Here is a 14,759-nt window from a genome sequence, read left to right on the forward strand (position 1 = left end):
ACCACTCTTGACGTTAGCTCCTGGCACGGCCACCATCAGCGCATCGCTCCATGCGGGCGTGGCGACGATACCGTCGCCCACTTCGTCGGATTGAGCAAACCCTACGTCATACAGATCGCTATGCAGCCCCTTGATCTGTTGCGATAGGGGCACCTCGAAGAACCGGATTTCGACCTCGGGTTCTTCCTGGCGGCAAAGTACGAGCAACGCAGAAAGGCGCGACGGCGTGATGCCGTCGGACAATGCCACGCGCAACTGGCCATGAAAACCGTTTGCTGCCGCTTTCACGCTATCGCGTGCCTGCTCCAAGGCGGAGAGCACGCGGCGCACGTGCTCCAGAAACAGCTCGCCCGCACGGGTCAGCCGAGTGCTGCGCGTGGTGCGGGCAAACAGCATCACGCCCAGTTCTTCTTCCAGTTCCTTGATGGCCCGTGACAGTGGAGACTGCTCGATGTGCAGCCGCTCGGCAGCGCGGGCGAAATGGAGTTCCTCAGCAACCGCAATGAAGCAGCGCAAGTGACGAAGTTCCATAGTCTTGTCCTTCCATGATCCATGTTGATTCGGGGGACGAGATGCACGCCTGCTGTAGCACCAGTCGAGCTGAGGCCAAATATTGAATAAACAATTATACATGTGTTCATATATTAGTCAAAGAAGCCTGCACCGTGCCGTGGTGATGTTCGATTGTGAGGAGATGAATGGTGCAAGCTGCACGAGGGCCAATGGGCATCGTGGAGGCCGCTTGCCAAAATAGTGCGAGCCCCACCGGGGCTCGCGAGATGCGGAAGGTGCTATGCCTTCAGGGGGAAAGCCCGAATCAGGCTGGGTTGATTTCCAGCGCGCCGCGGTTGATCTGGTCGCGCTCCATCGACTCGAACAAGGCACCGAAGTTACCTTCGCCGAAGCCCTCGCGGTAGTTGCCCTTGCGCTCGATGAACTCGAAGAACACCGGGCCGAGCAGCGGCTCGGAGAAGATCGGCCTCACGCTCACGGCCTACCTGAACGTGCGTCTCGAAAAGCACTCCGACTCGCACAAGCGCAATCCCATGGACGTGTTCCGCGCGTCGGTCCAGAAATGGCCGGAGGTCGTGGAATGCCATGCGCTGACCGGCGACATGGACTATCTGCTGCGGGTGGTCGTCAGGAACATGGCTCACTACTCTCGCTTCGTGCTCGACACGCTGCTCAAGCACCCCAGCGTGCAGGACTGCAAGACAAGCTTCGTGCTGGATCGGGTAAAGAGCACCACGGCCTTGCCCTATGAGCATTCGGCCGATTGGTGTAGCGGGGATGCAAATAGCGCTTGACCTTCCAACCGTGGCAAGGACCAGACTTCAAACACCCCAACCCGAAAGGAGTTTTCCATGCAATTCCATCTCGAAGACATGACCTGCGGCGGCTGCGCCCGCACCGTTACGAAAACGATCCAAACGATCGACCCCAACGCCAAGATCGTCACGGACCCGCCGACCCGCCGTGTCGAGGTCCAGACCTCGGCCTCGCAAGAGCAGATCGCCGCGGCCCTGAGCGAAGCTGGCTTCCCGCCGCGCGCGCAGTAACACCGCGTCGTGGCCGGCCTGCACACAGGACGGCCGATGCGAGCACGTGCGCTGCGCCGTACCTGGCGCGGCGCTCAGTGCATCCCAAGGTAGGCGACCTTGGCCCACATCCACAGGGCCATCGCCACCATCATCAGGTTCTCGGTCAGGGACACGAAGCCCAGCGGCACGTTGCTGTCCCCGCCCACACAGGCGCACTTGAGTTCCCGGCGATCGACATAGACCGCCTTGAAAACCGACACGGCCCCGACGGTCCCGATGAACAGCGCCAACGGAATCGACACCCACATCCCCACGCCCGCGACCATCAGGACGCCTGCGATGGCCTCCGCGAACGGGTAGAAATAGGCATACCGAACCCAGCGCTTGGCCAGCAGGTCGTAGTTGAGGAACATCGTCGCGAAGCCGTCCACGTCCTTGAGCTTCTGCAGCGCCAGGAGACACATGGCAAAGGCCACGAACCACTCTGCCGCCTGAATGCTCCAGAGCTGGCCGAAGGCCGCCCAGCTCGCCGCCAGCGCCATCGCGGCCGCCATGGCGAACAGCGCGATCACAGGGGTGTAGGTCACGGCGTTCTTGTCCTTCACGGACATGCCGAAGAATTTGCGCAGGTCGTCGTAGCCGCCCACGCGCCGCCCGTTTATGAAGACCTGGGGCGTGGTCTCGACGCCATGCTCCTTCTTGAACGCATCCGTCTGCTCGCGGCTCGCCAAGTGTTTGTCCTCGACCTCGTAGCCCTTGCGGTTGAGCAGATCGAGCGACTTCAGCCCGTAGGGGCAGGTATGGCCGGGCATGACCATCCGGTAGAGCGTGGCTTGTTTGGGCGCAGACATGCTGGACTTCTCCTGTGGGACTTTTCATGGGCCGGCCGCAGCGCCGACTATCACGGATTGAAGGACTTTGACGACATTTCCAGCCTAACCGGCGGTGGTGCAAGGGGGTGTAGGCATCTGGCTCCCGGGGCGGTCGTCAGGCTGCAACGCCGTCAGTCCTCCGTCTGCCAGAGCAACCCCGCCGCAGGCCGGCGCGCCCGCGGCGGCACGCTGGGTCCTAGTGGTTCTCCTTGGCATGGTTGATCGTGTACTTCGGGATCTCGACGGTCAGGTCCTCGTTCGCCACGATGGCCTGGCAGCTCAGGCGCGATTGCGCCTCTAGCCCCCAGGCCCGGTCAAGCAGGTCGTCCTCGCACTCCTCGACCTCGTTGAGGGAATCGAATCCCTTGCGCACGATGCAGTGGCAGGTCGTGCAGGCACAGCTCATGTCGCAGGCATGTTCGATCTCGATGCCGTTGTCTAGCAGCGCCTCGCAGATCGAGGTGCCGACCGGCACGTTCAGCTCGGCGCCCTCGGGCGCCAGTTCAGGATGGGGCAAGACGGTGATCTTGGGCATGGTCTCTCCCGGCTGCTCAGTGCGCACGCGGCTTCTTTGCCGCTGCGTTGCCACTTGCACGCCGTGGCACGGCGCCGGTGCGCGCTTCGGGCTCGTCGTCGCTGGTATCGAGTTGCTCCAGCGTGTGCAGGATCGGGCAGTCGGGCCATTCGTCGCCGGCGCAGCACCGGATCAGCGCCTTGAGCGTCTCGGCCATCTCCAACATGCTCGCGATGCGCCGGTCCAGCTCGGAGATGTGCTGCTGCGCCAGGCGCTTGACGTCGGCACTCCGGCGCGACTTGTCGTTCCACAGTCCCAGCAGGTCCGTGATCTCGGCCACCGAGAAGCCGAGGTCGCGCGCACGCCGGATGAAGTGCAGCCGGTGTACGTCGTCCTGGCTATAGGCGCGGTAGCCCGAATCGTTCCGGTCGGCCGGGGGAATCAAGCCGATCTGCTCGTAGTAGCGGATCATCTTGGCCGAGACCTTCGAGGCCTTGGATGCTTCACCGATGTTCATGGTGTTCCTCCTTTCTCAATGAGCGGTATCCGCCGCCAGCGGCGGCTGGAAGCGGCGCAGGCGCAGCGCGTTGCCGAGCACGAACACGCTGGACAGCGCCATCGCTCCGGCCGCGAAGATCGGCGACAGCAGCACACCGTATGCGGGGTATAGGACGCCAGCGGCCACCGGGATCAGGGCCGTGTTGTAGCCAAACGCCCAGAACAGGTTCTGGCGGATGTTGCCGATGGTGGCCTTGGACAGCGCGATGGCGTTGGGCACACCCTGCAGGTTGCCGGACATCAGCACCACGTCGGCCGACTCCACCGCCACGTCGGTGCCGGTGCCGATCGCCAGGCCCACGTCGGCCTCGGCCAGCGCCGGCGCATCGTTGATGCCGTCACCCACGTAGGCGATCTGGCCGTGGGTGGCCTTTAAGCGGCGCACGGCTTCGACCTTGCCCTCGGGCAGCACTTCGGCCACCACCTCGTCGATGCCCAGTTGCTTGGCGATGGCCTGCGCGGTACGCGCGTTGTCGCCAGTGATCATCGCCACCTTCAGGCCGAGCTGGTGCAGCGCGGCAATGGCCGCGGGCGTGCTGGACTTGATCGGATCGGCCACCGCGATGATGGCGGCCAGTCGGCCGTCGATCGCGGCGTACAGCGGCGACTTGCCCTCATTGCCCAGGCGCTCGGCCGTGCGAGCGAAGCCGCTCACGTCCAACCCCAGCTCACGCATGAAGCGATCGGCACCGACCTCGACACGCGCGCCGTCCACGGTGGCGCGCACGCCCATGCCCGTGACCGAATCGAAGTCTGTCATCGTCGGCAGCGCGATGCCACCTTCCACGGCCGACTCGACGATGGCGCGTGCGATCGGATGCTCCGAGCGCGATTCGACAGAGGCGACCTTCGCCAGCACCTGGTTGCGGTCAAAGCCGTCGGCAATCTCCAGGTCGGTCAGGACCGGGCGGCCCTCGGTCAGCGTGCCGGTCTTGTCCACGGCCACCACCTTGGCGTCCTTGAGCAGTTGCAGGGCTTCACCCTTGCGGAACAGTACGCCCATCTCGGCGCCCCGGCCCGTGCCGACCATGATGGAGGTCGGCGTCGCCAGACCCATGGCGCACGGGCAGGCAATGATCAGCACCGCCACGGCATTGACCAGCGCGAAGGACAGCGCGGGCGACGGGCCGAACACCAGCCAGACCAGGAAGGTCAGCACGGCGGCCAGCATGACGGCGGGCACGAACCACAGTGTCACCTTGTCCACCACGGCCTGGATCGGCAGCTTGGAACCTTGCGCCTGCTCGACCATGCGGATGATCTGCGCCAGCATGGTCTGACCGCCCACGGCGGTGGCACGCAGCGTCAGCGCACCCTTCTGGTTGACGGTGCCGCCGACCACGGTGCTGCCTTCCGCCTTTTCGACGGGAATCGGCTCGCCGGTGATCATCGACTCGTCCACGAAGCTGCGGCCCTCGGTCACTTCACCATCGACCGGCACGCGCTCGCCGGGGCGCACTTCCACGATGTCGCCCTGCGCCACGTCGTTGATCGGGATGTCCACGATGCGGCCGTCGCGCAGCACGTGCGCCTCCTTGGCCTGCAGGCCGACCAGGCGCTTGATGGCCTCGGAGGTGCGGCCCTTGGCCCGTGCCTCAAGAAAGCGGCCCAGCAGGATCAGCGCCACGATGACGGCGGCCGCCTCGTAGTACACGTTCACCGTGCCGGCCGGCAGCAGACTGGGCGCGAATGTGGCGACCATCGAATAGCCGAAGGCTGCGGCCGTGCCGACCGCGACCAGCGAGTTCATGTCGGGACCCAGGCGGAACAGCGCCGGGAAGCCCTTCTCGTAGAAGCGCCAGCCCGGAATGGCGAGCACCAGCAGGGTCAGCACGAACTGCAGATACCAACTCTGCTGGATGCCGATGGTGGAAGCCACCCACTCATGCATGCCGGGAATCATGTGCGAGCCCATTTCGAGCACGAACACAGGCAGCGCCAGCACGGCGGCCAGGGTCAGGTCGCGCTTGAGTTCGGCGCGCTCGGCGTCCTTCTTCTCGGCGGCTTCCTCGTCGGCCTGCGCGCCGGTATCCACCGGGTTGGCCTCGTAGCCGACCTTCTCGATGGCCGCGATCAGGTCCGCCACGGCGGCCACGCCGCGCACGGTGGCACGCTCGGTCGCGAGGTTGACCGTGGCCTCGGTGACGCCGGGCACGGCCTTGAGTGCCTTCTCGACGCGGCCCACGCAGGAGGCGCAGGTCATGCCCTCGACCGCCAGTTCGACGGTGCCAGCCGGCACGTCGTAGCCGACCTTCTCGACCGCCTGGATCAACGCGATGCGATCGACAGGACTGGCCAGGCGGATGTCCGCCCGCTCGGTGGCGAGATTGACGGACACGCTGTCCACGCCCGGCACCTTGGCCAGGGCGGCCTCGACTCGGCCGACGCAGCTCGCGCAGGTCATGCCCTCGATGGGTAGGCTGATCGCTGCTGCGGTGGCACGAGCATCACTCGTTATTGGCATGCTCATGGTTGTTTCCCATAGTTGATATTCGACATGGGGGAGCTTAGGGTTTACCATCGTGGGAAGGTCAAGCGCTTTTTTCGGGTACTGTCAGGTTTCAGAAATGGCCCGGCGCACGGGGGAAACGAGGGGCCTTGGTCGCCAGGCTCGCCCTGGTCCCGGGCTGTGCGCGCGCTCAAGCGGTCGCAGCCTCGTTGATCCTGAAGGGCACGAACAGCCGTTCGAGGGTAGGAATTTTTGAGAGATGACTCCACGCAAACCAGCCAGTGCCCCACCGAAGGGCCCAAGCACCGATCTGGCCTCCCTGTCACAGAATGACGTGACCATCCTGGCCGAGACTTTCCGGCTCCTGGGCGATCCGTCGCGGCTCAAGGTCATGCTGTGCTGCATGAAGGGGTCCACGTCGGTAAGCGACATCGCGGAAGCCGTCGAACTCTCGCAGTCGTTGGTCAGCCATCACCTTCGACTGTTGCGTGGAGCCCGTCTGGTCAAGGGCGCGCGCCAGTCCAAGCAGATCTTCTATGAGGTAGCGGACAAGCACGTGAGCCAGGTGCTGCTGGACATGGCCATCCACATCGTTGAGGACAACAGCGACGACTAGCCTTGGTGCGAAACAGCCCTTACCGCGTCCCGTGAGGCCTATCCTTTCGGCCAGATCCGGTGCAAGTCATCCACGACCAGCACGTGATGGTGCCCGCCTTGGTTCGCGTGCTGACGCAAGTGGGGGTGATCCGCCGACAGGTTCGGATGGTCATGGGCCAAGTCCGGCGGGTCGCTGGCCGGCCACAGCCGAAGCGCCAGCGCCACGCCAGCTAGGCCGATCAAGGACATGACGACGAACGTCGATTGCAGCCCCATGGCCGCGCCGAAGCGTCCGGCCAGCGGGTAGCAGATGAGCCAGCAGGCGTGCGACAGCGCGAAGTGGGCCGCGAAGATCGCTGGACGGTCCTCGGCGTGGGCCGAGCGGCGCAGAAGACGGCCGGATGGCGTCTGCGCCACGCTGTAGCCAAAGCCGATCACCAGCCACAGCGGCAGCAACAGCGCATAGCTCGGCAGCAGTGCGCCGATCGCCGTGCCCACGACGAGGACAGCGGCGCCGGTGAGCATCGCGGGTCGGTCGGCTACTTTCTCCAGTAGGGACGGCAAGACGAAGGCGGCCACCATCGAGCCGCCTCCGAACGCCGCCAGTGCCCACGCCACCTCGACTTCGCCCAGGCCGAAACGCGCCTTCACGAGCACCACCGTGTTCACGATCACCATCGCGCCGGCCGCCGAGACGGCCAGGCTGATCGCCAGCAGGCCCCGCAGGCGAGGCGTGGCGAGGTAGATGCGCGTGCCGCGCGTCGTTCGCTCCCAGATGCCGCGGCGCGGGCCGGGGACGGACGTGGGCAACCGCACGCTGACCACGAGAGCGGCTGAAACGAGGAAACCGAGCACCGTTCCCGCGAACAGGTTGTGAAAGCTGATGACGGTCAGCAGCGCGGCGGCCAGCATCGGGGAAATCAGGCTTTCCAGGTCGTAGGCCAGCCGGGACAGCGACAGCGCCTTCGTGTAGTCCTCTTCGTCGGGAAGGATGTCCGGGATGGTGGCCTGGAAGGTCGGCGTGAAGCCGGCGGATGCCGCCTGCAGAACGAAGATCAGCAGGTAGATCTGCCAGACCTCGGTGACGAAGGGCAGGCACAGCGCGACGGCCGCTCGCACGAGGTCCAGCGCCACGAGCAGCGAGCGCCGCGGGAGCCGGTCGGCGAAGGCCTGCGCGACCGGCGCGACCCCCGCGTAGGCCAGCATCTTGATGGCCAGCGCCGTCCCGAGCACCGCGCCTGCATCCGCGCCGGCCAGCTCGTAGGCCAGCAGGCCGAGCGCCACCGTCATCAGGCCGGTGCCGACGAGCGCGATCACCTGGGCGGTGAACAGGTGGCGGTAGGTGCGGTTATTCAGGACGGAGAGCATCGGACGGCCTCAGAGCAGTTTGGTCAGCGCCTTCATTTCGGTCAGAACGGAGTCCTCGTCATGGGACAGGCAGTGGTCGATGTGGTCGTGGATCAGGACGCGCTTGGCCGCCGTCACCGCGCTTTCCACCGCCGCGAGCTGGCGGGCGATGTCGAGGCAGGTTTCTCCCCCTTCGATCATCCCGATGACGTGCCGCAGATGCCCCTCGGCGCGCTTGAGCCGCTTCACCAGGTCGGGATGGGTGGTGTGCTTATGCATGTCTTCCATGCTGAAATCATATCCCCCCAGGGGGGATACTGCCACTGGATGTTAGATCAACGGCTGCTTGCCAGGCGGGGGGAATGGTCGCCGAGCCAGGCTAAGGCAATTGCCCGGAGCGGCATCCCGGCCGTGGTGAGACGCGAACACAAATGTGTACAACAATTCACATGAAAACATGTTCATGTGTTATATTTTGAGCCACAGTCAAAGACCCAGTTTCCCGAGGCCCCATGTCCCAATCCCACGCACATGACCATGGTCACGATCACGACCATGATCATGACCACACCCCGACCGTGACCAGCGCCAACGAGCGCAAGGTCCTGCTGTCCTTTTTCCTGATCTTCGGCTTCATGGTCGTGGAGGCCGTCGGAGGCGTGCTGTCGGGCTCGCTGGCCTTGCTGGCCGACGCGGGCCACATGCTGACCGACGCCGCGGCGCTCGCACTGGCCTACGCAGCATTCCGGTTCGGCCGCCGCGCGGCCGACAGCAAGCGCACCTTCGGCTACCTGCGCTTCGAGGTCATCGCCGGTTTCCTGAACGCCGTGACCCTGTTCGCGATCGTCGCTTGGATCGCCTACGAGGCGTGGGAGCGGCTGCAGGCGCCGCCCGTGATCCTGGCCGGCCCGATGATGATCGTCGCCGTGCTCGGCCTGCTGGTGAACGTGCTCGTGCTGTGGATCATGACCCGCGGAGAGACCGATCACGTCAACGTGAAGGGGGCCATCCTGCACGTGATGGGCGACCTGCTCGGCTCGGTCGGCGCCATCGTCGCTGCGATCGTCATCTACCTCACGGGCTGGACGCCGATCGATCCCATCCTGTCGGTCCTGGTCGCGGCGCTGATCCTGCGCAGCGCATGGAAGCTGCTCGCCAAGTCGATCCACATCCTGCTGGAAGGCGCGCCGGAGGATGCTTCGCCGGAGAAGGTGGAGCAAGGCCTGATGGGCGCCGTGCCGGGCCTGGCGGCCGTCAGCCACGTTCACGTGTGGCAGCTCACCTCCGGGCGCACGATGGCCACGCTGCACGTTCGCCCCAACGTGGACGAGGAAGCACGCGCCGTGGTCAAGCGCGTCGAAGCGGTGCTTCGAGAGCAATTCAGCATCGAACACGCCACGGTCGGGATCGACTGGAACTCGGGCACCGACGAGAACGTCTGCAGCTTGCAGCCCACGTCGGAGCGTCAGGACCACAGCGGCCACGATCACAGCGGTCATGACCACAGCGGGCACGACCACAGCGGCCATGATCATGGCAATCACAAGCATGGCGGCGGGCACAGCCACGGCCATGACCACGACCATTCCGCTCCTGGTCACAGGCATTGAGGCCGCGCGAGCCGGCTCGCACTCCACTTGAGGATTTGCATCCATGACGTCCCGCAAAACCACCAGCGCCGACACCGCGCAATGCTCGACCACCAGCCACGACGCGGCGACCGATGCCCTCGCAATGTCGCAAAGTGACGTCGCTGTTCTGGCCGAGACCTTCCGCCTGCTGGGCGACCAATCGCGATTGAAGATCCTGCTGCAGTGCATGCATGGCTCGGTCGCCGTGGGGGACATCGCCGAAGCGCTCGACCTGTCGCAGTCTCTGGTCAGCCATCACCTGCGGCTGCTGCGCGGTGCGCGCCTCGTGCGCGGCGAACGCCAAGCCAAGCACATCTTCTACAGCATCGCGGACCAGCACGTCAGCCAGGTGCTGCAGGACATGGCGGTCCACATTTCCGAGGACAAAGCCGACGACTGACCAGGCCCAAGCACCCAGGCGAATGGCAGGTTGCGAGGCGCCGGTACCCACGCCGCCGGTTAGCCTCAAGGACGTCCTCGATGCGGCCTGGGCGCAACACCCTGAATCGCGGGCCCTGCCTGGGCGCCGGGATGCCGCGCAGGCACAGCAATGGGCGGCGGCAGCTTGGACGCCTGAGCCTCCCGCGCTCGCAATCACCCACAAGACCGACCGGTTCAACCGCACAACGGCACTCGTGAGCTGGATGTCGGAGTGGCCACAGCGACGACGCGGGGTTTTCCCACCACCTTGTCCATGCAGCCTGCCCGCTAGGGCAACCCAAAGGGCTTGACCTTGCCTTCGTTGTAACGCCTAGCCTCCACACAAATTTCTGCAGAGCGCTTCGGAAGGGCCGGAGTCCTGCATCCAAGAAAGGGGCACTTCCATGCGTAAAAAAATCAGAATCGTTGTGGTGGCAGGCGTCATCGCAGCCGTCGGGGGCATAGCGATTGCCGCCCGCGACGCCAAGGACGAGGGCAAGGCCGCGGCGCCCCCGGCGGGCGCGCCGATGGCGCCGCAGGTGCCCGTGGCCGAGGTCATCACCCGCACGGTCGCGCCATCGGCCGAGTACACCGGCTTCCTGGCCGCGCCCAAGACCGTCGAGCTGCGCTCGCGGGTCGGCGGCGCCGTCGATGCTGTGAGCGTCCCCGAGGGCAGCCTGGTGCGCAAGGGACAACTGCTGTTCCAGATCGACCCCCGACCGTTCCAGGTCACGCTCGACACGGCTGCGGCGCAACTGCAACAGGCCGAGGTGCTGGCCAGTCAGGCCCAGGCCGACTTCGACCGCGCCGAGCGCCTGGTGGCGACCGGCGCTGTCGCGCGCAAGACCTACGACGATGCCGTCTCCGCGCGCAGTGCGCGCCAGGCCCAGGTGCAAGCGGCCAAGGCCGCCGTCGCTGCGGCGCGGCTGGATCTGTCCTACGCCCGCGTCACGGCGCCCATCGCCGGGCGCGTTGACCGCGTGCTCGTGACCGAGGGCAACCTGGTCAGCGGCGGTGTCGCCGGCGCGGCCACGCTGCTGACCACGATCGTGTCCATCGACCCGCTGCACGTGTACTTCGACATCGACGAAGCCACGTACCTCAACGTCGTGAGCCGCTCGCGGCCCGCTGCGGGCGCCGGCGGCAAGGCCTCGCTGCCCGTGCAGGTCGGGCTGACCACGGACAAGGGTTTCCCGCACAGGGGCGCGCTCGACTTCGTGGGCAACACCATTGACCGAAGCACCGGCACGATCCGCGCGCGCGCCGTTGTGCCCAACCCGGATGGGCGCATGGCACCCGGCATGTTCGCCCGGGTCAAGCTGTCCACCGGCGCGGCGCGCGAGGCCGTCCTGATCGACGATCAGGCCGTGGGCACCGACCAAGGGCGCAACTACGTGCTGGTCGTGGGCGAGAACAACCAGGCCCAGTACCGGCCCATCGAACTGGGGCCGGTGGTGGACGGGCTGCGCGTCATCAACGGCAGCCTGCAGGCCGGTGAGAAGATCATCATCAAGGGCCTCGTGCGCCCCGGCATGGCGGTCACGCCGCGCATGGTGCCCATGCAGCCGCCCGCGGCACCGGCCGCCGGCGCGGACCCCGCCAAGGCTGACGGCGCGGCCGGCTCGGCGGAGGCCCGCAAATGAATTTCCCCCGCTTCTTCATCAACCGGCCCATCTTCGCCATCGTCCTGTCGGTGCTGATGCTGATCGCGGGCGCGATCAGCTACTTCCAGCTGCCGCTGAGCGAATACCCGCAGGTCACGCCTCCCACGGTGCAGGTCACCGCTAGCTATCCCGGTGCCAACCCGCAAGTGATCGCCGATACCGTGGCATCACCGCTGGAGCAGGCGATCAACGGCGTAGAAGGCATGATGTACATGCAGTCTCAGATGTCCACCGACGGGAAAATGGTGCTCACCGTCTCCTTCGAGCAGCATATCAACGCCGACATTGCGCAGATCCAGGTGCAAAACCGGGTCTCGCGGGCGTTGCCGCGCCTACCGCCTGAAGTTCAGCGCATCGGTGTTGTCACCGAGAAAACGTCGCCGGACGTTCTCATGGTGGTGCATTTGCTTTCGCCTGGAGGTCGATATGATCCGCTGTACGTCTCCAACTACGCCACACTTCATGTGAAGGATGAGCTGGCTCGTACGCCAGGCGTCGGCGATGTCCTAGTCTGGGGCGCCGGGGAGTATTCGATGCGGGTCTGGCTCGAACCCGCCAAGGTCGCTGCTCGTGGGCTGATCGCGAGCGACGTGGTTGCCGCCATCCGCGAGCAGAACATACAGGTTGCCGCTGGTTCGGTTGGTCAGCAGCCGGATGCCTCGGCGGCGTTCCAGGTCACGGTCAACACTCTGGGCCGACTGTCGAGCGAGGAGCAATTCGGCGAGATCGTCGTGAAGACGGGCGCCGACGGCCAGGTAACTCGCCTGCGGGATGTCGCCCGCATCTCGATGGGGGCCGATTCCTACTCTTTGCGCAGCCTGCTCAATGGCGAGCCGGCGGTGGGGATACAGATCATCCAGAGCCCGGGCGCGAACGCGCTGGATGTGTCTAGCGCGGTGCGCGCGGCAATGGACCGACTTCAAGCTAAGTTCCCCGACGGCATTGAGTATAGGATCGCCTACGACCCCACGGTCTTCGTGCGCGCCTCGCTCCAGTCCGTCGCCGTCACGCTGCTGGAGGCCATCTTCCTGGTGGTGATCGTGGTGGTGCTGTTCCTGCAATCCTGGCGCGCGTCGATCATCCCGCTGATCGCCGTGCCGGTCTCGCTGGTCGGCACGTTCGCGGTGATGCACATGTTCGGTTTCTCGCTGAACACACTGTCGCTGTTCGGACTGGTGCTGTCCATCGGCATCGTGGTGGATGACGCCATCGTGGTGGTGGAGAACGTGGAGCGCCACATAGCGCTGGGCGAATCACCCAAGGACGCGGCGCGCAAGGCGATGGATGAAGTGACTGGCCCGATCCTGGCCATCACCTCGGTGCTGGCAGCGGTCTTCATCCCCTCGGCGTTCCTGTCGGGGCTGCAGGGCGAGTTCTATCGCCAGTTCGCGCTAACCATCGCGTTCTCGACCATCCTGTCGGCGATCAACTCGCTTACGCTGTCGCCAGCGCTGGCCGCCATCCTGCTCAAGCCGCACCACGGCGCGGCCAAGCCCGATCGCGTCACGCGCATCATCGACGGCGTGTTCGGCGGCTTCTTCCGCCGCTTCAACCGCTTCTTCGACCGCGCCTCGAATTCCTACGTCGGGGGCGTGCGCCGCGCGGTGCGCGGCAGCGCCATCGTGCTGCTGCTCTACGTCGGCTTCCTGGGCCTGACCTGGCTGGGCTTCCACAAGGTGCCTGCGGGCTTCGTGCCCGCCCAGGACAAGTACTACCTCGTGGGCATCGCCCAGCTTCCGACCGGCGCCTCGCTGGATCGCACCGAGGCGGTCGTCAAGGAGATGACCAAGATCGCACTGGCTGAGCCGGGCGTCGAGAGCGTGGTGGCCTTCCCGGGCCTGTCGGTCAATGGACCGGTGAACCAGCCGAACACCGCGCTGATGTTCGCCATGCTCAAGCCCTTCGATGAGCGCAAGGACCCGTCGCTGTCGGCCTTCGCCATCCAGGGCAAGCTCATGGGCAAGTTCAGCCAGATCCCGGACGGCTTCGTCGGCATCTTCCCGCCGCCGCCGGTGCCGGGCCTGGGTTCTATGGGCGGCTTTAAGCTGCAGATCGAGGACCGGGCGGGCCTGGGTCCCGAGGCGCTTGCACAAGCACAGGGCCAGATCATGGGCAAGGCCATGCAGGCGCCCGAGCTGGCGAACATGCTCGCCAGCTTCCAGACCAATGCGCCGCAGTTGCAGGTGGACATCGACCGGGTGAAGGCCAAGTCGCAGGGCGTGTCGCTGACCGAGGTGTTCGACACCCTGCAGGTCAACCTTGGCTCGCTCTACGTCAACGACTTCAACCGCTTCGGTCGCACCTACCGGGTAATGGCCCAAGCCGATGCGCAGTTCCGCATGCAGGCTGAGGACATAGGCATGCTCAAGGTGCGCAATGCAGCGGGCGACATGATCCCGCTGAGCGCGTTCGCGACCATCGAGCGCAGTTCCGGCCCCGACCGGGTGATGCATTACAACGGCTTCCCCTCGGCGGACATCAGCGGCGGGCCAGCGCCGGGCTACTCATCCGGCCAGGCCACCGCCGCGATTGAGAAGATCGTGAGCGAATCGCTGCCTGACGGTATGACCTACGAATGGACGGACCTGACTTTCCAGGAAAAGCGAGTTGGCAATACTGCTATCTATATCTTCGCGCTGGCGGTGCTGCTCGCCTTCCTGTTCCTGGCGGCCCAGTACAACAGTTGGTCGCTGCCGTTCGCTGTGCTGCTGATTGCACCCATGGCGCTGCTCTCGGCGATCGCCGGCGTCTGGCTCTCTGGGGGGGACAACAACATCTTCACGCAGATCGGTTTCGTGGTGCTGATCGGCCTGGCCGCCAAGAACGCGATCCTGATCGTGGAGTTCGCCCGCGCGAAGGAAAGCGAAGGGGCCGATCCGCTGGCAGCCGTGCTCGAAGCCGCGCGCTTGCGGCTGCGCCCGATCCTGATGACGTCGTTCGCCTTCATCGCTGGCGTGGTGCCGCTGGTGCTGGCCAGCGGTGCGGGCGCCGAGATGCGCCACGCCATGGGCATCGCGGTGTTCGCCGGCATGCTGGGCGTGACGGTATTCGGCCTGGTGCTGACGCCGGTGTTCTACGTCGTGGTGCGCAAGCTGGCGCTGCGCCGCGAAGCGCGCCATGCCCGTGTCGGCATGACCGACCAGCACGCATGACGGCCAGGAGGACA

The 14,759-nt window shown here is 65.6% G+C and carries 13 protein-coding genes and 2 pseudogenes; 7 read left to right on the forward strand and 8 right to left on the reverse strand.

From position 1 onward, the window contains the following. A partial coding sequence (locus tag L810_RS34055) for a LysR family transcriptional regulator (RefSeq protein ID WP_042977319.1) occupies positions 1 to 531 on the reverse strand: 531 nt, incomplete at its 3' end. A 286-nt stretch (positions 532 to 817) separates the two neighbouring features. Then, positions 818 to 976, reverse strand: a pseudogene (locus tag L810_RS47700) (4-hydroxyphenylpyruvate dioxygenase); the annotation flags it as partial. Between L810_RS47700 and L810_RS34060 the strand changes: the two are divergent. Both L810_RS34060 and L810_RS34065 read left to right on the forward strand, forming a co-directional pair. Continuing rightward, a pseudogene (locus L810_RS34060) lies at positions 969 to 1,307 on the forward strand (Lrp/AsnC family transcriptional regulator); the annotation flags it as partial. The pseudogenes L810_RS47700 and L810_RS34060 sit on opposite strands and share 8 nt — an antisense overlap. Before the next feature lie 57 nt (positions 1,308 to 1,364). Continuing rightward, a complete protein-coding gene (locus tag L810_RS34065; protein WP_003821167.1) occupies positions 1,365 to 1,559 on the forward strand; it encodes a heavy-metal-associated domain-containing protein in 195 nt (64 codons plus the stop codon). Between the two features lie 74 nt (positions 1,560 to 1,633). Here the strand turns inward: L810_RS34065 and L810_RS34070 are convergent, their stop codons facing one another. The 4 genes from L810_RS34070 to L810_RS34085 all read right to left on the reverse strand — a co-directional run bounded on the left by L810_RS34070 (position 1,634) and on the right by L810_RS34085 (position 5,955). Beyond that, the gene (locus L810_RS34070) at positions 1,634 to 2,392 is read right to left on the reverse strand and encodes a MauE/DoxX family redox-associated membrane protein (RefSeq protein WP_008786745.1); all 759 of its coding nucleotides are present in this window, start codon (positions 2,390 to 2,392) and stop codon (positions 1,634 to 1,636) included. A 217-nt stretch (positions 2,393 to 2,609) separates the two neighbouring features. Beyond that, entirely contained in the window at positions 2,610 to 2,948 is a 339-nt protein-coding gene (gene fdx / locus L810_RS34075) for an ISC system 2Fe-2S type ferredoxin (RefSeq protein WP_008786744.1), read from the reverse strand. A gap of 16 nt (positions 2,949 to 2,964) precedes the next feature. Beyond that, positions 2,965 to 3,444: a Cu(I)-responsive transcriptional regulator gene (gene cueR, locus L810_RS34080; RefSeq protein WP_021162749.1), complete on the reverse strand. Its 480-nt coding sequence runs from the start codon at positions 3,442 to 3,444 to the stop codon at positions 2,965 to 2,967. A gap of 15 nt (positions 3,445 to 3,459) precedes the next feature. Continuing rightward, positions 3,460 to 5,955 (reverse strand): heavy metal translocating P-type ATPase, encoded by a 2,496-nt coding sequence (locus L810_RS34085; protein WP_008786742.1) that lies wholly within the window; start codon positions 5,953 to 5,955, stop codon positions 3,460 to 3,462. A gap of 313 nt (positions 5,956 to 6,268) precedes the next feature. Here L810_RS34085 and L810_RS34090 point away from each other — a divergent pair, with 313 nt between their 5' ends. Continuing rightward, positions 6,269 to 6,550, forward strand: a complete 282-nt coding sequence (locus L810_RS34090) for an ArsR/SmtB family transcription factor (protein ID WP_019396552.1) — start codon at positions 6,269 to 6,271, stop codon at positions 6,548 to 6,550. 38 nt (positions 6,551 to 6,588) lie between these two features. Here the strand turns inward: L810_RS34090 and L810_RS34095 are convergent, their stop codons facing one another. Together L810_RS34095 and L810_RS34100 are read right to left on the reverse strand one after the other, a co-directional pair. Next, positions 6,589 to 7,899, reverse strand: a complete 1,311-nt coding sequence (locus L810_RS34095) for an MFS transporter (RefSeq protein WP_021162751.1) — start codon at positions 7,897 to 7,899, stop codon at positions 6,589 to 6,591. Between the two features lie 9 nt (positions 7,900 to 7,908). After that, entirely contained in the window at positions 7,909 to 8,166 is a 258-nt protein-coding gene (locus tag L810_RS34100; protein WP_019396551.1) for a metal-sensing transcriptional repressor, read from the reverse strand. A gap of 224 nt (positions 8,167 to 8,390) precedes the next feature. On the opposite strand from L810_RS34100, the gene L810_RS34105 reads away from it, so the two are divergent. The 4 genes from L810_RS34105 (at position 8,391) to L810_RS34120 (ending at position 14,745) form a co-directional block, all read left to right on the forward strand. Continuing rightward, positions 8,391 to 9,488: a cation diffusion facilitator family transporter gene (locus L810_RS34105; protein ID WP_008786738.1), complete on the forward strand. Its 1,098-nt coding sequence runs from the start codon at positions 8,391 to 8,393 to the stop codon at positions 9,486 to 9,488. A gap of 43 nt (positions 9,489 to 9,531) precedes the next feature. Beyond that, a complete protein-coding gene (locus L810_RS34110; RefSeq protein WP_008786737.1) occupies positions 9,532 to 9,909 on the forward strand; it encodes an ArsR/SmtB family transcription factor in 378 nt (125 codons plus the stop codon). Positions 9,910 to 10,333: 424 nt separating this feature from the next. Then, positions 10,334 to 11,572 (forward strand): efflux RND transporter periplasmic adaptor subunit, encoded by a 1,239-nt coding sequence (locus L810_RS34115; protein WP_021162752.1) that lies wholly within the window; start codon positions 10,334 to 10,336, stop codon positions 11,570 to 11,572. Continuing rightward, positions 11,569 to 14,745 (forward strand): efflux RND transporter permease subunit, encoded by a 3,177-nt coding sequence (locus L810_RS34120; protein WP_008786735.1) that lies wholly within the window; start codon positions 11,569 to 11,571, stop codon positions 14,743 to 14,745. Before L810_RS34115 ends, L810_RS34120 begins: the two co-directional genes overlap by 4 nt. Positions 14,746 to 14,759: the final 14 nt, after the last annotated feature.

This window comes from Burkholderia sp. AU4i, assembly GCF_000466765.1.
Classification (GTDB): Bacteria; Pseudomonadota; Gammaproteobacteria; order Burkholderiales; family Burkholderiaceae; genus Burkholderia; species Burkholderia cepacia.

Excerpts from the sequence above, each read along its gene's own strand:
- L810_RS34085 (WP_008786742.1), bottom strand. The coding sequence starts at position 5,955 with ATGAGCATGCCAATAACGAGTGATGCTCGTGCCACCGCAGCAGCGATC.
- L810_RS34095 (WP_021162751.1), bottom strand. The coding sequence starts at position 7,899 with ATGCTCTCCGTCCTGAATAACCGCACCTACCGCCACCTGTTCACCGCC.
- cueR (WP_021162749.1), bottom strand. The coding sequence starts at position 3,444 with ATGAACATCGGTGAAGCATCCAAGGCCTCGAAGGTCTCGGCCAAGATG.
- L810_RS34070 (WP_008786745.1), bottom strand. The coding sequence starts at position 2,392 with ATGTCTGCGCCCAAACAAGCCACGCTCTACCGGATGGTCATGCCCGGC.
- fdx (WP_008786744.1), bottom strand. The coding sequence starts at position 2,948 with ATGCCCAAGATCACCGTCTTGCCCCATCCTGAACTGGCGCCCGAGGGC.
- L810_RS34115 (WP_021162752.1), top strand. The coding sequence starts at position 10,334 with ATGCGTAAAAAAATCAGAATCGTTGTGGTGGCAGGCGTCATCGCAGCC.
- L810_RS34105 (WP_008786738.1), top strand. The coding sequence starts at position 8,391 with ATGTCCCAATCCCACGCACATGACCATGGTCACGATCACGACCATGAT.
- L810_RS34120 (WP_008786735.1), top strand. The coding sequence starts at position 11,569 with ATGAATTTCCCCCGCTTCTTCATCAACCGGCCCATCTTCGCCATCGTC.
- L810_RS34110 (WP_008786737.1), top strand. The coding sequence starts at position 9,532 with ATGACGTCCCGCAAAACCACCAGCGCCGACACCGCGCAATGCTCGACC.
- L810_RS34065 (WP_003821167.1), top strand. The coding sequence starts at position 1,365 with ATGCAATTCCATCTCGAAGACATGACCTGCGGCGGCTGCGCCCGCACC.
- L810_RS34100 (WP_019396551.1), bottom strand. The coding sequence starts at position 8,166 with ATGGAAGACATGCATAAGCACACCACCCATCCCGACCTGGTGAAGCGG.